Origin of the sequence: Mesobacillus zeae (assembly GCF_003570705.1) — a bacterium.
Taxonomy (GTDB): Bacteria; Bacillota; Bacilli; order Bacillales; family Cytobacillaceae; genus Mesobacillus_C; species Mesobacillus_C zeae.
Window position 1 is genome coordinate 26,720 of sequence record NZ_QWVT01000007.1, and the last position, 17,472, is coordinate 44,191.

At 40.9% G+C, this 17,472-nt stretch carries 19 protein-coding genes and 2 pseudogenes; 6 read left to right on the plus strand and 15 right to left on the minus strand.

Going from position 1 to position 17,472, the window contains the following annotated elements; genetic code table 11:
* From D1970_RS01950 to D1970_RS01970, 5 genes are all read right to left on the minus strand, one after another.
* On the minus strand, positions 1-1,461 hold the full coding sequence (locus D1970_RS01950) for a CoA-acylating methylmalonate-semialdehyde dehydrogenase (protein ID WP_119111205.1): 1,461 nt from the start codon (positions 1,459-1,461) through the stop codon (positions 1-3).
* A gap of 184 nt (positions 1,462-1,645) precedes the next feature.
* Complete coding sequence (locus D1970_RS01955) at positions 1,646-1,927, minus strand: cupin domain-containing protein (RefSeq protein ID WP_119111206.1); 282 nt, start codon at positions 1,925-1,927, stop codon at positions 1,646-1,648.
* A 45-nt stretch (positions 1,928-1,972) separates the two neighbouring features.
* The gene (locus D1970_RS01960; protein ID WP_119111207.1) at positions 1,973-3,391 is read right to left on the minus strand and encodes an MATE family efflux transporter; all 1,419 of its coding nucleotides are present in this window, start codon (positions 3,389-3,391) and stop codon (positions 1,973-1,975) included.
* Between the two features lie 45 nt (positions 3,392-3,436).
* A complete protein-coding gene (locus D1970_RS01965) occupies positions 3,437-4,909 on the minus strand; it encodes an aldehyde dehydrogenase family protein (protein ID WP_119111208.1) in 1,473 nt (490 codons plus the stop codon).
* Positions 4,910-4,922: 13 nt separating this feature from the next.
* Positions 4,923-6,209 (minus strand): NAD(P)/FAD-dependent oxidoreductase, encoded by a 1,287-nt coding sequence (locus tag D1970_RS01970; RefSeq protein ID WP_119111209.1) that lies wholly within the window; start codon positions 6,207-6,209, stop codon positions 4,923-4,925.
* 185 nt (positions 6,210-6,394) lie between these two features.
* Here D1970_RS01970 and D1970_RS01975 point away from each other — a divergent pair, with 185 nt between their 5' ends.
* Positions 6,395-7,624, plus strand: a complete 1,230-nt coding sequence (locus D1970_RS01975) for a MerR family transcriptional regulator (protein WP_119111210.1) — start codon at positions 6,395-6,397, stop codon at positions 7,622-7,624.
* 224 nt (positions 7,625-7,848) lie between these two features.
* Positions 7,849-8,105, plus strand: a pseudogene (locus D1970_RS01980) (transposase); the annotation flags it as partial.
* 39 nt (positions 8,106-8,144) lie between these two features.
* Here the strand turns inward: D1970_RS01980 and D1970_RS01985 are convergent.
* The 4 genes from D1970_RS01985 to D1970_RS02000 are packed head-to-tail and all read right to left on the minus strand — an operon-like array spanning position 8,145 to position 11,910.
* Positions 8,145-8,666, minus strand: coding sequence for an RNA polymerase sigma factor (locus tag D1970_RS01985; RefSeq protein WP_119111211.1), 522 nt, complete (start codon positions 8,664-8,666; stop codon positions 8,145-8,147).
* 17 nt (positions 8,667-8,683) lie between these two features.
* Positions 8,684-10,654 carry an ABC transporter permease gene (locus D1970_RS01990; protein WP_119111212.1) on the minus strand — a complete coding sequence of 657 codons (1,971 nt, stop codon included), beginning with the start codon at positions 10,652-10,654 and terminating at the stop codon, positions 8,684-8,686.
* Positions 10,626-11,528: an ABC transporter ATP-binding protein gene (locus tag D1970_RS01995; protein ID WP_119111213.1), complete on the minus strand. Its 903-nt coding sequence runs from the start codon at positions 11,526-11,528 to the stop codon at positions 10,626-10,628. Before D1970_RS01995 ends, D1970_RS01990 begins: the two co-directional genes overlap by 29 nt.
* Positions 11,521-11,910, minus strand: coding sequence for a GntR family transcriptional regulator (locus D1970_RS02000; RefSeq protein WP_119111214.1), 390 nt, complete (start codon positions 11,908-11,910; stop codon positions 11,521-11,523). The genes D1970_RS01995 and D1970_RS02000 overlap by 8 nt, the downstream gene beginning before the upstream one ends.
* A gap of 167 nt (positions 11,911-12,077) precedes the next feature.
* On the opposite strand from D1970_RS02000, the gene D1970_RS02005 reads away from it, so the two are divergent.
* Positions 12,078-12,968, plus strand: coding sequence for a VanW family protein (locus D1970_RS02005; protein ID WP_246370249.1), 891 nt, complete (start codon positions 12,078-12,080; stop codon positions 12,966-12,968).
* Between the two features lie 161 nt (positions 12,969-13,129).
* Here D1970_RS02005 and D1970_RS22695 read toward each other — a convergent pair.
* The 5 genes and pseudogenes from D1970_RS22695 to D1970_RS22710 all read right to left on the minus strand — a co-directional run.
* A pseudogene (locus D1970_RS22695) lies at positions 13,130-13,336 on the minus strand (STAS domain-containing protein); the annotation flags it as partial.
* Entirely contained in the window at positions 13,332-13,733 is a 402-nt protein-coding gene (locus tag D1970_RS22700; RefSeq protein ID WP_246370248.1) for a hypothetical protein, read from the minus strand. The pseudogene D1970_RS22695 and the gene D1970_RS22700, both read right to left, overlap by 5 nt.
* A complete protein-coding gene (locus D1970_RS22705; RefSeq protein ID WP_246370247.1) occupies positions 13,730-13,888 on the minus strand; it encodes a hypothetical protein in 159 nt (52 codons plus the stop codon). The genes D1970_RS22700 and D1970_RS22705 overlap by 4 nt, the downstream gene beginning before the upstream one ends.
* A gap of 190 nt (positions 13,889-14,078) precedes the next feature.
* Positions 14,079-14,177 carry a DUF1259 domain-containing protein gene (locus tag D1970_RS23325; protein ID WP_246370246.1) on the minus strand — a complete coding sequence of 33 codons (99 nt, stop codon included), beginning with the start codon at positions 14,175-14,177 and terminating at the stop codon, positions 14,079-14,081.
* Positions 14,178-14,179: 2 nt separating this feature from the next.
* A complete protein-coding gene (locus tag D1970_RS22710; RefSeq protein ID WP_246370245.1) occupies positions 14,180-14,383 on the minus strand; it encodes a hypothetical protein in 204 nt (67 codons plus the stop codon).
* Positions 14,384-14,602: 219 nt separating this feature from the next.
* Between D1970_RS22710 and D1970_RS02020 the strand changes: the two genes are divergently transcribed.
* Positions 14,603-14,755, plus strand: coding sequence for an aspartyl-phosphate phosphatase Spo0E family protein (locus D1970_RS02020; RefSeq protein ID WP_119111215.1), 153 nt, complete (start codon positions 14,603-14,605; stop codon positions 14,753-14,755).
* A 223-nt stretch (positions 14,756-14,978) separates the two neighbouring features.
* On the plus strand, positions 14,979-15,566 hold the full coding sequence (locus tag D1970_RS02025) for a GNAT family N-acetyltransferase (protein WP_181213406.1): 588 nt from the start codon (positions 14,979-14,981) through the stop codon (positions 15,564-15,566).
* Positions 15,567-15,823: 257 nt separating this feature from the next.
* On the opposite strand, the gene nadE is transcribed toward D1970_RS02025, so the two are convergent.
* Positions 15,824-16,642: an NAD(+) synthase gene (gene nadE / locus D1970_RS02035; protein ID WP_119111218.1), complete on the minus strand. Its 819-nt coding sequence runs from the start codon at positions 16,640-16,642 to the stop codon at positions 15,824-15,826.
* Between the two features lie 244 nt (positions 16,643-16,886).
* On the opposite strand from nadE, the gene D1970_RS02040 reads away from it, so the two are divergent.
* A complete protein-coding gene (locus tag D1970_RS02040) occupies positions 16,887-17,411 on the plus strand; it encodes a MerR family transcriptional regulator (protein ID WP_119111219.1) in 525 nt (174 codons plus the stop codon).
* Positions 17,412-17,472 lie beyond the last annotated feature (61 nt).

Sequence of the window (17,472 nt, forward strand, 5' to 3'; positions counted from 1 at the left end):
TTAATAACGAGCGGTAAGCATTTTCTTGCGAGTATAGAATTCTACGCCATCTTTTCCATTTGCATGGAGATCGCCATAGAAGGATTTCTTATAACCTGAGAATGGGAAGAATGCCATTGGTGCAGGAACTCCAAGATTGACCCCAAGCATACCTGCATCAATTTCTTCACGGAATTCACGAATGGCTTTAGCACTATTGGTGTACAGGCATGCACCATTTGCGAATGGCGATGCATTAGCAACATTAATCGCTTCCGTCAAGTCTTTTACGCGTACAACAGAAAGAACCGGTGCGAAGATTTCATCCTGCCAGATTTTCATTTCCTGTGTCACATTGTCAAAAATCGTTGGGCCAACAAAATAACCTTGGCCGTTTGCTGCATCGTCTTCACGTCCGTCACGAATAAGTGTCGCTCCCTGCTCTACACCGGATTGAATGTAGCCGAGTGTCCGCTCTTTATGTCCTTCACGAATAACGGGACCAAGGAAAACACCTTCTTCCAGGCCATTGCCAATAGTAATAACATTAGCCGCTTGACGCAGTCTATTAACGAGCTCATCTGCAACGTCTTCTTCCACGACAACAACAGCCGCCGCCATACATCGTTCACCGGCTGAACCGAAGGCAGCATTTGTAATTTCTTTCGCTGCAGAACTAAGGTCCGCATCTTTTAATACGATCGAATGATTTTTTGCCCCTGCAAGAGCTTGTACACGTTTGCCGTTAGCTGCTGCTGTTTTATATATATACTCAGCCACAGGTTGAGAACCAACGAAAGATACAGCCTTCACATCCTCATTGTCAAGAATGCCATTAACAACGTCATGTGCACCATGCACAACATTTAGTACTCCATCTGGAAGACCTGCTTCTTTAAACAGTTCAGCTAAGCGATTAACCAGCAACGGTGTTCTTTCAGATGGTTTTAATACAAACGTGTTTCCGCATGCAATCGCGAGTGGAAACATCCAGCATGGAACCATCATCGGAAAGTTAAATGGCGTTATTCCTCCGATTACTCCGATCGGGTAACGATACATCCCCGAATCAACACCAGTAGCAATATCCGGAAGTTGCTGACCCATCATTAAAGTTGGTGCACCTGCGGCAAATTCAACGCATTCAATCCCGCGTAACACTTCACCGTAAGCTTCTTCATAACTTTTTCCGTTTTCTAGCGTAACGAGTTTAGCTAACTCATCCCAGTTTTCAACTAATAATTGTTGATAGCGAAATAGAATACGAGCACGTCGAGGTACAGCGACCTTTCTCCATGTTTTGAATGCTTCATTAGCAGTTGTAACAGCCCTATCTAAATCTTCTTTAGTCGAAAGCGGCACACGAGCAATGATCTCTCCTGTTGCTGGATTTGGTACAACTTCAACCTGTTTACTTGTGGATTCTATCCATTGTCCGCCAATATAATTTTTCAATGTTAGTACATTTTTCGTTACTGCCATGGTGAAACCTCCTATTTTTAGATAACCGTCCTATGTATTTATTGTATCTGCAAAAGAAAGCGCATTTATTAGACGGTATGTAAACTAATTTGCATAAATTTCACTACATTTCGTCAACATCTAGTATAAATATTGACAACAGGAGCAGTCATCTCCTTAGCATTTGCCCCCTCCCCATTTCACATTATTTCAGATTGATCTCATGGTTCATTTTATAATTCTTTTTCAAAAATACTGGACAATCCCATTCACAGACAAGGTCCTTAGACAAGGAAACGACCCAGTCCTTTGTTATATGATACTTTTTTCCATTAACAGTAATAAACACTTCACCGTCTGTCACATAGAAAACTTCCTGTTCTTCTAAATGCCACGTTCCTTTATCCGGTTCGCCTACCCATGGTTCCCACGTGTCAACACCTAGTTGTTGTGCTTCTACTGCTGTAAGTTTTTTCGCAAAAAACATGATGATCCTCTCTCTTTCTTGTAGGTAATTTTGAAGGAATAGGTTCTATAAACGTACTGTCTTAACATTTGAATCTTTTAAACGTTTGAACTCTTTTTTCATAAAGTATATGGCAATGAGAAGGCCTGGAATTTCTGCAGCAGGACCAGCGTACCATATACCTTCTACACCCCAGAATTTCGGGAAAATAAATAAAAACGGGAACATGAACAACAGCATTTTGCTAACACTAATAAACGTTGCGGACCAGTTTCTCTCTTGTGCTTCGAAATAACCGGAGATAAGCAAGCTGACTGCATTAAGCGTAAACAAACAATTGAATACAACTGTCGTCCAAATGCCCAGTTTCTGCAATTCAGGATTACCAACGGAAAAAAATGACACAATTGGATCTGCAAAAATGATTAGTATGGCTGTCACAATCACAAAGAAGGCAACCGTAAAAATGAGTCCCATCTTAATTGCTTGTTTAACACGATCAAGGTTGCCCGCACCGTAATTATAACTAATGATCGGTTGAAGTCCTGTCATCCCACCGAGCGCTGCTAAGGCGAGCATATTTGTAATGTAACCGTTTTGAATCGTGAAAGCGGCAACGTGAAGCCCACCACCGTAGCTTTGCAGCATGTTGTTGAAGAAAATAATGGCAATAAACATCATGAAAAGACTCGAGAAAGATGCAAAGCCCGTCCAAGCCACTTCACCGATCGTCTTGAGATTAATCATCATATCTTTCATTTTTGGCTTAAGTTTTGTTTTACCAAACCAGAAATAAAAGATAAGGAAAACAGGGATCGATTGCGAAATCGTATTGGCCCATGAGGAACCCATCATCCCCATGTCATACTTCGTTACCATAATCCATTCTGTAATCCCACCAACAACTGCTGCGACTAACCAACTGTTCATTGATAATACAGGTTTTTCATCGATATTTGTTAAAACACTTAATACAACAGCCAATATCGTTAATGGCAATGAAATCCATAGCAGTCGGCTATATTGCACCGCATATGGAAGCGCTTCATCACTTGCTCCGAATAAGGTCATAATTTGATTTTCAAAGACCACTCCAATTACAGCTAGCAAAATGGAGAAGAAAAGAGTAAACCATAAGGTTTGTCCCATAATACCTCTAGCTTCTTCGATTTTCCCTTTTCCAAGTCGAAGTGAAATGACCGCTCCGGCTCCCACACCCAAAAGAACTCCAAGCATACGGGTAATAACCATGACCGTAAATCCAATTCCAATCCCTTCGACTTCCACCTCCTGAAAGCCACTGACAAAATAGCCATCGACAACCGCTGCAACCCCTAGAATCGCGTTAGCCATAATTCCTGCCAAAGCAAATCGTAAATATAGTAATGGAATACTTTTAGTTCCCAGCAATGAATCATACGCTGGCTTATTCATTACTTCTACTTGCTCTATCTTCGATGACGGACGGTTGTCTGCTATTTTCATGAGCATGTCCCCCTATAAATAATAGATGTAGTAAGTTAAGCTCAATTAATTCGCATACCAACCTACAGGATTGGCATGCTGGTGGATATTGATTTGCTTCGTTTCCATAAAGTGCTCCAGCCCAACAGCACCTAAGGCTCTGCCGATTCCACTTTGCTTATATCCTCCCCAAGGACCTTCAACATAAGCGAGATGATAACTATTAATCCAAGTAATTCCCGCACGCAATTTACTAATGACACGTTTTGCTCGATCCATATCTTCAGTAAATACAGCACCAGCTAATCCATAAATGGAATCATTCGCTTTTTGGATGGCATCTTCCTCATCTTTAAATTTCTGTACAACAAGGACTGGACCAAAAATCTCTTCCTTAACAATACGCATATTCGCATTTACATCAGCAAAGATCGTTGGCGCAATAAAAAATCCTCGATCAAGACCATTTTCTGTTAAGCGCTTACCACCACAAATTAATTTTGCACCTTCTTCGATTCCGCTCTTGATGTAATGTAAAACTTCATTCATATGAGGCTCGTTTGTGAGGGCTCCCATTTCAATGTTTTCGCTTTCCCCGTTGCCAACTACAATTTTGCTTGCACGCTCGGCTAATCTTTCAACAAACTTATCGTAAATGGTCTCTTGTACAAGCAAACGAGATGCAGCTGAACAAACTTGCCCAGCATTGTGGAAAATACCAAACAACGCATTCTCGACTGCAGTCTCAAAATCCACATCGTCGAACACAATAAGTGGAGATTTACCACCCAGTTCAAGTGTGATTTTTTTCATATTTCCCGCAGCTGCGCGCATAATGCTTTGGCCTGTTTTTGTTCCGCCGGTAAAGGCAATCTTGTCAACATCACGGCTCTCGGCAAGCTCATTCCCAACTGTTGATCCAGGTCCCAATAGCAAGTTTGCCACTCCGGCCGGAAGTCCAACCTCTTCGATAATTTCAAATAATTTGAAAACGCTTACAGGAGTGACCTCAGCAGGCTTAAGTACAATTGTATTCCCTGCGGCGAGTGCAGGAGCAATTTGCCAAACAGCTAACATAAGCGGGAAGTTCCAAGGTACGATAAGTCCACAAACACCAATCGGTTCATGAATAATAATTGTTTCTGAACAATCAGCACGAGTATAAGATTCCTTTTTCATGCCTTTGATCAAGTCAGCATAATAGCGGAAGCATTGAATCGATACCGGAATATCCACATAGGTGGTTGCACGAATAACCTTACCGTTATTTGCAGTTTCCAAACGTGCAATTTCAGCTGCCTTCTCTTCAAGACGGTCTGCAATCTTATAGAGATAGTCAGCTCTTTCATCAGCTGATAAATCCGACCAGATCCCGCTGTCAAACGCTTTACGAGCCGCCTTGATTGCTATTTTCGCATCGTCTGCTGATCCATCAGCAGACGTTGCGATCACCTCTCCGGTTGCAGGATTGATAATGTTTCGTCTATCAGCGGATAACGCTTCTACCCATTTCCCGTCAATGAACATGTTTATTTTCATAAACAACTCTCCTTTAAGCAATAATATCCACCAATTTAAAACCAATATGTGCCAGATTTACCAGCATGGTTTTCTGATTATAGAATGGGAATGATTTGAGGCGTTCCTTTTCAAATCGATATCCACCTGCACTCCCCGTAACGATCCATTGTGCCAATAACTTGCCAAACAATGTCGAGAGAGAAGCGCCGTGGCCCGTATAACCCGTTGCGAAATATGCGCCTTCTTTGGATTTGCCGATAACAGGGAACGTATCAATTGTAACCCCGATAAATCCACCCCAACTGAAATCAATCTTGCTTCCTGCTAGTTTTGGCATTATTTTAACCATGGCATCGTAAACACTTTGATAAACGGCATCGCCTAAGTTTGGACGAATATCGCCACCGCCGAATACGATCCGATTATCTGGTGTCCGTCGGAAATAGTAAAGGAAATTACTTGTATCAAAAACCATGCGATTTTTAGGAATGACGGTATTCACCAGTGATTCTGGAAGCTGTTCAGTAGCAATAATACGTGCCGAAATTGGCAGTACGCCTTTGTTCAGTTCATTCATGATTTTTCCGGAGTAACCATCTGTAGCGACAATAATGTCTTTCGCAGTAACAGCTCCTTTTTCTGTTACAACTTTCACTCTGTTTTGACCGTACTCAATAGATAGTGCTTTCGAATGCTCAAAGATTTTTGCACCGATCGATTTAGCTGCTTCTCCCAAACCAATTGCATAATTCAGTGGCTGGAACGAGTAACTCGAGTTGTCGACTAAGCACCCATAATAAAGTGGGGAATCGATCTCTTGATGCAACTGACTTCGATCAAGCACGCTTGAATCGTACCCGAAATTTTTGTTTAAGAATTCGCTTTCATGTTTCAATTCTTCAAAATGCTTGGCTTTGTAAGCCGCCACAATGTGACCTGTCTTTCTAAAGTCACAGTTGATTTGATGCTCGTCAATGATTTTTTTAACCAGTTCAACGCTAAACAAGGAGAGATCGTTAAGCTGTCTTGCCTCGTCAGCACCATATTTTTTGGCAAGCTCTTTCATCGTTGGCTTATAGCCTGGCAATACCATCCCGCCGTTACGACCGCTGGCACCATATCCGATCGTTTCTTGCTCAAGGACAATGACACTCTTCCCTAATTTTTGCAAATGATACGCAGAAGAAAGACCTGTGAAACCTGCGCCAATAATGACAACATCCGCCTCTTCATTTCCTTCAAGAAACTTTGCTTTTTCATAGCTGTTTGCAGTCACCGCCCACAGTGATAGAGTATCCATTCGATCCATCTTATCCATGCTTGTTATTCTCCTTATGTGACATGTATGCTATAATACAGTCAAATTGTATTCACAATATTCACACTTATTGAGTCCATCATATGACTTGGAGTTTCCTCCAAGTCAATAGCCATTTGAGAGTTTTTTGAATTCATTTTCGTAAAAAAGTGGAGGAACTCCACTTTCTTTATTGGGGGGCATCTATGAAAATTGGTACATTTGCAAAGCTTTTTCATGTTACCACCGATACCGTTCGTTATTACATTGAACTGGGATTATTAATACCAGACAAAAAAAACACCCAGTATCAAATGAACCAATTGTGTCTAGACGACATGGCTTTTATTACTGAGCTGAAAAAATTTTATTTTTCACTGCTAGAAATTCAACAAATTTTATCGTATCAGCGTGTCACAAACTTCTCGGACCATGAGGATATCGACTACTACAACAACTTTCTCATTGATAAAAAGAACCAGCTGACCAAGAAAAAAGAAGACATATCAAAAGCTATCCAATTGATTGAAAAAGCGGTTCAAACCAACTCGCCTTCATCCAAAGAAGAGAATTTTACAGGGGTCCCACTTTCCTTTGTAAATTTGCTCTATTGTCCGAAGTGCCACATTCCACTTGAAATGAAAGATGTGACGATTAAAGTCTACATTCAAACTGGGAGTTTAACTTGTACCTGTGGATACGAGGCAGCTATCGAGGAAGGTATTATCATTACCGGGAACTTGTACGAGACGTCTCCTTATCCATCTTATTTTTACGATAAAGAAACGATTAAAGAGATCAATCCCAATATGATTAACTTATTTGAAAAAAGTAATTTTTGGTTTCAAAAAGTTCTACAAAATGTAGATTTGAAAAACAAGTTAATCGTGGAAACAAACGTTGACGCTTTTGTGTCACTACCCAAATATATCGATGTTCTTGAAACGAGCGCATCCTATGTATTCAGTGGCTATTCGCTTGCGATGCTCAAGAAGGTTAGAAAAAGAATTGAGCGTATGATTCCGAAGCCAAATGTCCTTTATATTTTAAATTCTGATTTAAATCTGCCATTGAAACCGCTTAGCATCGATGTTTTTGTGGATAGTTTTACAGCAAATGATTTTTCACTGCTCAATCCGCAGTTCCCAATTCATATTCTAAAAAACTATTTACATAGCAGTTCAACAATTGTCGGCGGGTACTCCTATTATGATAGCTCGGCCAAATCCTTGAAAAATATTTCAGCATTATATCCATTTTCCCACGAGCATATTTTATATCCAAAATACATAGAAGAAAATATATCAGTCAACGGATATCAAATTACGCAAAGTGAAAATATCGGTTACTGTACAGATCCAGGACCTTTTTTTGATTATCATGTAATAGACGAAAAATTCCACATGCTAATGTATTTGGCTAGTACAAAAAAATAGCACACAAAGGGAGACTATAACTTTCACTTTTAATTAACATTACATGTATGTAGGCCGACTGGATACTATGGGTATCCGGATTTTTATGTTATCGTTCAATCCTAAGTCTTAAAGGGAAAGGAGTAGTCCTAGAATCAAATGAATAACTTGATAAAAAAAGAAGGATAGATCAGGTGAATGATCTATCCTTCTTTTTGCCAATAAAACTGATGATTAAATGGGTTTATGCAGGATTGCATCTCGCTGAAGCAAGCTCTAGGAAGTGGAAAGGCCAAATTGTTCTTTCCAAACGTGGAAGATCACCTGCGGCGTTACCTCTTCCTTGCGACCATGAGTCTGGTGATGAATAACCCTGAGTTTAAAGCCCTACACTCGAATAATGTTAAATTGAAGAAGATTAAGAAAATAAAATCCATCATGAAACTTTGTGGGAAAACTCGCCCGTGTCCTAGTAGGGATTGCTCGTAATGGCTTTGTCTAACATCAAATCATAATTGAGAATGCTCCATACAAGCTTTTATCAGGCAGGATGTTTTTCGGCAATCGTTTGCTTTAGCTGCTTTCTGGCACGGTGAAGCCTTGATTTAACTGTCGCAGATTTCAAATCAAGCACGCTGGCAATTTCTTTTTCCTGCAAGCCGTATTGCAGCCGGAGAATCAGTACTTCCCTGTACTCTTCGGATAGCGTAAAGACAGACCGATTCAACTCTTCCTTAAATAGCCGAATATCTACTTCCTCTTCAGGAGTAAGCCCACTTTCAGGATAGTATAGGACCTGCTCCATAATCAATTGGTCTGCAGGCATCCAGTGTTTCCTTTTTTCAGCACGGAGAAAATCGATGGCTGTCCTTGTAGCAATGGCAGACAGCCATGCCCCCACTTTCTCAGTACTCTCTATCGTATCCATTTTCTTAAAAGCCTTCACGAACGTTTCCTGAACCACGTCTTCCGCAAGGTGTACATCCCTTGTAACTGAGAAGGCTAGATAATGCAATCGCTTTGAATGAGCAATGTACATTTCGTCAAAATCAACCTCTACCATGCTCACCACTCCATTGTCTATTTCATCTTTTCTTTAATCACATCTGGCAGATGCTTTTCATCAAAATATATAATTTCTTTATAACTGTCGTTTTTATATTTCACAACCGCTGTATAACGCTGAGGGTTGGCTGAAGCGTTTTTTATGGCAAGATCGATTGTAGCTTTGTCTTCCACTTTCACTGTTCCTGCCTGCTTCTTTAAATCCTTTTCGATTTTACCTTCCCCTGTTGATAACTTATATTTTTTGTCCCCGATTAAGATACTCTCCACATTATTTGACGTCTCAGAAGAAAAGTGATTCAATTTTTTCTTTTCGAGCCATTGAGAGAACTTTTTGAAGGAAGGACGAATCTCTATTTGGTTGTATATGGTTGATGGCCCAACAACCTCCATATAGAATCCACTGTTTCGGTAATAGTGATACTCTTCATACGACTCCTCCATAATATCTTCTTTCAACGCCGCTATAGCCTCTTCTTTATCTTTTGGATTCGAAATTGAGAATGAATTCCCGTATGGAGAACTGTTACTAATACTCAGGCTTTTGACCATATCAAGGTTAAGATGGAATACCTCCTGTGAAGTCTGTTTATACTCAGCCGAAGTGTAAATAGGTTTAATCATATCTTCGTACAGGCGCTCATTGAATGAGTACATCCTGACCATTTTACTTCCGTTTTTCAATTCATACTTGATAATAAAAGTATTGTTATCATCCATGCTGTTTTCTGCCTGCTGATTGATTTTTTTGTCCTTGATAATTTGCTTATGCAGTTTTGTCACCATTTCAATGTTTTCTTTTTCCTTCATTGGCAATGGTACAAAATATTCGGGCTGTTGGTCATTGTATCCCATATAGTAATCTTGGTCATCGGAGAGCAATACACTCTTCACTTCACTTGCTTCAGGAACATTTTTTTCATAAATTCCAGAGAAATTGACAGCCACAGCAACAATTGCTGTCACAGCTGCGAATACGATCAATCCTTTGTAGCTCCTGGCAACGCGCCACGTCTTCTGAAGAATCATTTCTGACACAAAATACCCGATAATAGCACCTGCCGCATACCCAAAAACCGTCCAGCTGTTCGCGCTGTTTTGCAATTCGTTGAAATACAAGCCACCTGTTAGCATCGTGGATGCCGTTACTCCGTATTTAAATACAGATTTCATGCTTTTAAATGCAATCGCCTCAGAAGCCGATTCGGTTTTTCTTTTTTTATAAAAGAAAAGAGACAATGCGTACAATACAAACGACAATACTATGAACACAATGATTTCTTTCATTTTTACATTATTACTATCAAGCCTCACAGCAAAGAACAGTGGAGAAAGTGCTTCGATGTTCCGTCCAAAAAAATATTCATTTGGAAATCCATACTGCAGCTTTTTCAGGTTCCCAAGAACCAATAAGGTAAACCCTGTAGGAAAAATCAGCAGGATGTAAGTCAGGACAGCGTGAAACACCGATATTCCTGTCATCATGGCAATAAAGATTCCCACCGAGTAAAACAGAAGATTAAGCAAAATTGTTACTCCTGCCCAGGAGGCTATTTCACTAAACGGGAAATATGTACCCAGGTCCATAGCAATGTGAACCATCATTATGATAAAAGCAGTAAGTAGGACAGGAACTATTAAAAATACTAGGCCAGTCAGTGCATGATAATGAAACAGCTTTGTCCTGGTCATTGGAAGGCTGTGTATCATATTGGCTGAATGCTTGACGTGGAGATACCTGAACAAGAAAACAGCCATCATGACTGGCAATGTGACAAGCAAAATCAGCTGAATGGGAAAATCGAAATAAAATAAATTCTGAATTTTTTCACCGTCAAAATAATTTTCTTCAGTAGAAAAGCGGTTAACCATTCGGATCGGAAGGGCAAACAGCAAGCCGAGGAAATAAATAATTGAAATCCAGCCTGTATTTCTAGCGATTTGCAGCAGTATTTCCTTATTTAACGATGACGTTTTCGATGGCATAGCCGATGTCCCCCATTTCGTAAATAAAAATTTCCTCTAGCGTAAGTGGCAGGATATCGAAAATGAGCGGATTCGTCTTTTTCACTTGTTTAAAAATGTCCTCTTCATCCCCTCTTACAATACATAAGAGAATACTGCCGCGCTTTTCTGTATGTACGAGCGACAGGTTTTTCAGCAAATCTTTCGGCACTTCTCCCCTATAGGCAATCTGGATTTTGTGAATATCCGATTTAAGATCATCCAACTCTTTCTGTAGGACAATCTTTCCTTTATGGATAATTCCGACCGTATCACAGATATCTTCAATTTCCCGAAGGTTATGGGAAGAAATTAATATCGACATTTCTCTTTCTGCGACATCCGTGATCAGCAGATTCTTCACTTTTTTCCTAACGACTGGATCAAGACCATCCATTGGTTCATCGAGAAAAAGGATGTCGGGTTTGCAGGAAAGTGCAAGAATGAATGCTGCCTGGCGCTGCCAGCCTTTTGAAAATGTATGAAGCTTCTTTTTCACATCGAACGCGAAAGACTTGACGAGAGTTTCAAACCTTTCATCTGACCAATTTGGATAAAGACTTTTATAATAGCGGGCCATCATGCTGATGGTATATTGTGACAAGAATACTGGCGAATCAGGTATGTAAAACATTTTTTGCTTTACGTCTACGTTTTCATAAACAGGCTGACCGATTATTGTCACTTTTCCTTTATCCTGTCTGTAAATGCCGGCAAGAAGCTTGATCAATGTCGTCTTACCTGCCCCGTTAGAACCAATCAGTCCGTAAATTGACCCTTTGGCGATTGACAGACTGACATCAGACAACGCGGTATAATGGTCAAAATGTTTCATGATTCCTTCCATTTTAATCATTGCTTTCTTCTCCCCCTTTTGGAGCATCGAGTTCACGAATCAGCTTCACCATTTCTTCCGGACGGATGCCAAGGTATAAGGCTTCCAAAATCAGCTTTTCCAGTTCCCTCAGGACCGTTTCTATTTTTTTAAGGTCTATTTGCTGGTTGTTTGGATTCACAAAGCTCCCCTTACCTTTCTGTGAATAGATAAACCCTTGTGTTTCAAGTTCCCTGTATGCTTTTTGGATCGTGTTTGGGTTGATCGTCAGCTGCTGCGCAAGGGTCCGTACGGATGGCAGCTGTTCGTCGGGCTTAAGCACTTCATTTATGATTAATTCCTTCAGCTTGTCGACAAGCTGTTCGTAAATCGGTTTTCGGCTTCTCAAATCAAGTTCAAACATTCAATCACCCCATTCCGTACTAAGTGTACTATTATTCTTAATACAGTTTGATTATATGTCATGCTTTTCCAAAAGAAAACCCTTTTTGTAAATATTTTTTCATAACCTTTCCTCCGAAGCACATGAAAAATAATGCTGTGACCATACTAAAACGGAGGTGAATACTTTTGAAAATTGGATGGACATTAGGCCTTTTTTTATTAACCCTGAATATGCATACAGTCAGTGCTGCCTCTCCTCCTTTTATCGAGACAGACTCAATAACTGTCCGTTATCTCAAAAAGGAGGCTGCAACCGTCAGTAAAGAAGAATTTTCTCTGCCAGTGACTGACCTGACATTCGCCGACACCGATAAAATAGCTGACCTTTCTAAAAAAATGGAAAATATCGTCTACAAAGCACCGATAGATGCGTCACTTGACAGCGATGGGAACATCATTCCGGAAAAGAATGGTACAGTACTGGACCAAGCCGCTTTCACAGCTTCCTTCCTGCAATCCTTTTACAGTAGCGAAGAACAAATTCTGGTGCTTCCCGTCAAACCAATGTACGCAAGAGTTGACAGCGAACTGTTAGCCAATATCAAGACAAAGCAAATTGGACACTATGTAACGACTTATAACAATCATAATTGGGAAAGGTCACATAATATCAGCCTTGCTGCCAAGGCAATCGATAACAAGGTCGTCTTTCCCGGGGAAACATTTTCTTTTAATTCTATTGTTGGCCAAAGGACAGAGGCACGGGGATACAAGCCTGCCCCCGTCATTGTGAAGGGTGAACTGTCAGAGGGGGTTGGCGGAGGAATTTGCCAAGTATCGTCCACCTTGTACAATGCAGTGGATTTTTCCGGACTGAAAGTATTAAGGCGCTATAAGCATAGCAAGGAAGTGCCATACGTGCCGCCTGGCCGGGACGCTGCAGTCAGTTGGGCAGGCCCCGATTTTATTTTTAAAAATGAGTATAAACAGCCTGTTCTAATTAAAGCAAAAGCCGCTTCAGGCCGGATAGCAGTGCGAATTTTTTCTTCTGACAGCATTGAAATAAAGAAAAAGTAAAATGGTGTCCTTTTGTAAAGTTGGCAGCAACCGATCATATAAAGCAAAAGCGGCCTGATGGCCGCTTTTAACATGTTTACCTGATATTTGATTATCTTTAAGGCCTGCTTGAGTGTACTGAAAGTAGAGATATCCGTAAAATCAAGACCGAGCTGAATGGAAGTTTGCGCCACTTCCGGCCTGATGCCGGAAAGGATAGACTCAATCCCCAAAAGTCTCAGTGTACCAACGAGACTGAATATTTGATGGGCCACCATCGTGTCGATGATTGGGACGCCCGATAAATCAATAAACAATGTTGTAATCTTTAGTTCCGAACATCTTCCCGGAATGAAATCAAGTATCTCTTTTGCCCGCTGCCTATCAATATCCCCCTACCAATGGCATCACACCGGCTCTGTCGATGATCGGGATGACAGGCGAGCCTAGTTCAGTAATCAACGCCTGCTGGGCAACCAGTCTGGCGTTTGTTAGTTCATAATAAAGTTCAGTGAATTTATGTATCATTTTATCAAATGTTGAATTGATAACAGTACTCCAACGGACAATGTCGCCATGATTGACTTCGCCTATGTTCTCAGAAATGAACCTGCCCACAAAACTCCAATACGTCTCTCTTACCTTCCGCAATGCCTCAATTACTTCATGGATGGGTGTCCCGGTTTCCACCTTGCTTTTTGCAGCAGTCATTGCCCAGTCAGTCATATGTCTCTCAAACAAATCAGTACTTTCAAGAAAAAGGCTAGAAATAGTTTTGATTGTCATCTTGTTTTATCTCTCAGCATTTTTTCCATTGAAGCATCTGTATAAATAGAATGCACATTTCCTTTAGCTGTCACGACTGTTACTAACCAAGCATCCGTTATTTCATTCATATTGACTTCGATATAATCATAAAGCCTCTTATCAAGCTGTGTCATAATCCTTCCCCTAACTTCATTCTTTTCTGGGCCTCACTCTCTATAGTTACCCCCAAAAAACGATTTTGAACCTAAAAATGAGGAAGGAAGCTGTTCGGTTAAGCTAAAAAAGTCCTGCTTCTCTTGCAGCCGCGATGCTGTCTCTTGCAAAAGCGAATGGACATCCTGTATTTTCCTAATGCATATACATCTACCGCGGCTTGTCAAAAAGCCAATGGTTATGAAGGGCCGTTACGATAATCTCTCTTTCACGCAGTGCGGAAAGGAAAGGATTAATTTCTTCCTGCAATATTACTGTTCCCCAAGATTAAGTGTCTCATAATTTCTGTCATCCTCAAATGACAAGGCGAATGGAAGTGCAAGTGGAGATGCCGTCTTCCTCCCTAATATTTTCGCATCAATATCCCTAAGCCGCTGCACAACACATAGATTCTCATTTGATACTAAAACAGATCCTCCAATAATTTTCGCTAATTTTCTGCAACCTGAACTCATACAATATTCATCTCCTTTTGTATTTGCTGATAATATATGAAAAATACTCTCATCATGTTTGGACAAACAGCCTGTTGGATAAAAAAGTGGCTAACCAATTACACAAGGACCTTTTTACCTATAAACCTTTGGGAAAATTTCGAAACTAGTAAGCCATTAACCTGGTAATTTATGATAAAATATTTTAAAAGATTAATTCGTTTAATAAGGGGGTTAATCATGTATACATGCAATTTGGCACTGAAAAATCAGATTGAAGCCTTACGAAGTGAAATGGTCTCAGCAGGGATTCTCTATGGATTTCAACATATTAAAACCATTAACCTTAGTGTAGAGCTTGATATTTTGCTAAACAAATTTCAGAAACAATAATCGTCATTCATATATCACCCTAAAAAAATGTCTGGAAACAGGCATTTTTTTGTTGCAAGAGAGACTATCCCCTTCTTTTCCCAAAAGGTTTTAACTGGAAAACGTTTACTCAAGAACATTCTTTTCATGGTAAAATAGAATGGAAAGGGTTTGTTCACACATCCCTATGAATCGGACTATAATTCTCGAAGAAAACTTTGAATTCTGGCTGGAGGTGGCTGCAGTGGAAACAGAAAAGAGCCTGCAAGGAGAAAATGTTGTGCTTTGTCAGCTCTTGGAGGACGATTTGCCTCTTTTATGGGAGCTTGTCTATCATAATCCGCATCCAGAATGGAAGAAATGGGATTCACCCAATATTTCATGTCATGAAATAAATTATGAAAAATACCACGACCAAACAGCCAATCTAATGAAGCAAGGCTGTGATAACCAGTTCACAATCAAGGTTGAGGACAAAATCATTGGAGTGGTTTCCTATGAATGGGAGCATGAGTCATCAAACAGCCTTGAAATTGAAATTTCCATCTACAAGCCGGAATATTGGGATAAAGGATATGGAACAGATGCCTTGAAAACATGGATCACTCGTTTGTTCGGGCTTTTCTCCGTCCCAAGAATCGGGTTTACCACCTGGTCGGGAAACCAAAGGATGGTTGCAGTCGGCAAAAAGCTCGGAATGAAGGAAGAAGGAAGAATCCGTAATAGCCATCTCCAACACGGCCGTTATTATGATACAGTGAAAATGGGTGTGTTGCGCGAGGATTGGAATGGTGCTAGAGGAAAAGGTTTTACTCCTAATAAAATGGGATAAAAGGGGATTAGCTGCTATTGATTTTTGACAAGAAAAAGCTATGGATTGGGATTGCTTTCCAGCCTACTGTTGGCTTTTCGATTCGGATTCCAGCCATTAAAGGTCGTTATATTCAAAAAAACGATGAAGATTGCTGAAGTCAAACCTGATTTCCAGAGTGGAAATACCCAGCAAATAGAACTCGTAGTTGAACAAGGGAAAAATAAAAGAAAGCTATAAAAGAGCCCAGTTTATGAAAACTGGGCTCTTCGCTTTCGCTATTTCCACCAGCTGTCGTGAATGGATGCAGGCATATGCCGTTTGTGTTCAGAAATTCGGTAATGTTTTTCGATTTTTTCAGCTGCCTGAAGGCTGACTTCTTTGCCTTCAAGATAATCATCCAGTTCTTCGTACGAAATGCCAAGCTCTGTTTCATCCGACTGCAATGGCTTACGATCGAGGAGGTCGGCTGTAGGGACCTTTAAATACAGGCGTTCTTCGGCGCCAAGCTCTTTCAGCAGTTCTCTTCCCTGCTGCTTGTTGAGCCCTGAAAGAGGGAGAAGATCCGCGCCGCCATCGCCAAATTTTGTATAGAAGCCTGTTACAGCCTCCGCGGCATGGTCTGTCCCAATGACCAGTAGCCCTTCTTCTCCAGCGAATGCATACTGTGCGATCATTCTTGCCCTTGCTTTAATATTTCCTTTTTGGAAATCGCTGAGTTTGCTGCCGCTAATTTGATCAAATTCTTCTTTCGCAGCATCGACGGATTTCTTTATATTGTAGGAATATTCTCTGTCAGCTTTTATAAAGTCAAGTGCCAGCTGTGCATCATCCTCGTCATGCTGTGTACCGTACGGAAGTCTGAGCGCCACAAACTCGGCATTTCCCCCTTCCTTCCTGATTTCCTCAGCCGCAATTTGCCCAAGCCGGCCGGCCAGCGTAGAATCTTGGCCGCCGCTGATGCCCAGGACGAATCCTTTTGCTCCCGATTTGTGCAAGTATGCCTTCAGGAACTCTACTCTGTCCCTTATCTCCTGTTTAGGATCAATACTCGGCTTGACATGAAGTGTTTCTATAATTTGTTTTTGGATGCTCATACCATCAACCGCCTTTTTTAAATTCTATTATATAAGATTTCCCTCTTTCTTGCGTGTCTAAGGGTTCTACTCCTTAGATTCCCTTATTGTGTCCTTACTTAAACACAGCCTGCTCCACATTCGACAACCCTTTGAGAAAATCGTTGTCCCTGCACTTTCTTTGCCGAAAAAGAACTTGTTTTGTCAACAGCAAAGGATTCGCCTTCCGGACAGCGAATTTCTTTTTACAACAGGAGGGATGGAGATGAATACAAATGCAGTCGCCAAGCTGCTGGGGGTTTCTCAAAGCACGATCCAGCGCTGGGTAAAACAAGCCAATCTCAAAATGAGCCGGAATGAACTTGGACACTATGTGTTTTCGGAGGACAGCATTGAGGTGCTGAAACATATCCAGGAACAAGTGAACAATGGTGTCCTTCTCCAGGAAATTGCTGCCGCCCGCCAAACCGTCCGTACCGGAACCGTAAAACAAGTAAAACAGCCCGACTCCAATGCTGCAGTTGAAAAGCTCATCGAAAAAGTCTCAGACCTTGAGAGAAGGATCGATGGAAAAGCTGATGATGTTGTTACCTACCAGCTCTTACAGCATCGCAGGGAAATCGAGGAACTGAACGGCCAGGTACGGCAGCTGATGACATTGATTGAAACACTTGAACAACAAAATGAAAGTAAAGAGGAAACAGTGCCCGACCTCTCACTAGAAGGACCATCCAAGCTGATGAACAAATTCAAGAAAAAGAAAATCATCGGAATGCTGTTCGGATTTTAACCATATCTGCTTGATGGAAGCCTATTGCAGGCTTCCTTTTTATGAGTTTTGATTGCAGTAA

Coding starts and splice junctions, on each gene's coding strand:
- D1970_RS01985 (WP_119111211.1), bottom strand. CDS start 8,666: ATGGTAGAGGTTGATTTTGACGAAATGTACATTGCTCATTCAAAGCGA.
- D1970_RS22700 (WP_246370248.1), bottom strand. CDS start 13,733: ATGACAATCAAAACTATTTCTAGCCTTTTTCTTGAAAGTACTGATTTG.
- D1970_RS01955 (WP_119111206.1), bottom strand. CDS start 1,927: ATGTTTTTTGCGAAAAAACTTACAGCAGTAGAAGCACAACAACTAGGT.
- D1970_RS02000 (WP_119111214.1), bottom strand. CDS start 11,910: ATGTTTGAACTTGATTTGAGAAGCCGAAAACCGATTTACGAACAGCTT.
- D1970_RS01960 (WP_119111207.1), bottom strand. CDS start 3,391: ATGAAAATAGCAGACAACCGTCCGTCATCGAAGATAGAGCAAGTAGAA.
- nadE (WP_119111218.1), bottom strand. CDS start 16,642: ATGAGCATCCAAAAACAAATTATAGAAACACTTCATGTCAAGCCGAGT.
- D1970_RS22710 (WP_246370245.1), bottom strand. CDS start 14,383: ATGAGTTCAGGTTGCAGAAAATTAGCGAAAATTATTGGAGGATCTGTT.
- D1970_RS01950 (WP_119111205.1), bottom strand. CDS start 1,461: ATGGCAGTAACGAAAAATGTACTAACATTGAAAAATTATATTGGCGGA.
- D1970_RS01975 (WP_119111210.1), top strand. CDS start 6,395: ATGAAAATTGGTACATTTGCAAAGCTTTTTCATGTTACCACCGATACC.
- D1970_RS02040 (WP_119111219.1), top strand. CDS start 16,887: ATGAATACAAATGCAGTCGCCAAGCTGCTGGGGGTTTCTCAAAGCACG.
- D1970_RS22705 (WP_246370247.1), bottom strand. CDS start 13,888: ATGACACAGCTTGATAAGAGGCTTTATGATTATATCGAAGTCAATATG.
- D1970_RS02020 (WP_119111215.1), top strand. CDS start 14,603: ATGTATACATGCAATTTGGCACTGAAAAATCAGATTGAAGCCTTACGA.
- D1970_RS01990 (WP_119111212.1), bottom strand. CDS start 10,654: ATGCCATCGAAAACGTCATCGTTAAATAAGGAAATACTGCTGCAAATC.
- D1970_RS01970 (WP_119111209.1), bottom strand. CDS start 6,209: ATGGATAAGATGGATCGAATGGATACTCTATCACTGTGGGCGGTGACT.
- D1970_RS01965 (WP_119111208.1), bottom strand. CDS start 4,909: ATGAAAATAAACATGTTCATTGACGGGAAATGGGTAGAAGCGTTATCC.
- D1970_RS01995 (WP_119111213.1), bottom strand. CDS start 11,528: ATGATTAAAATGGAAGGAATCATGAAACATTTTGACCATTATACCGCG.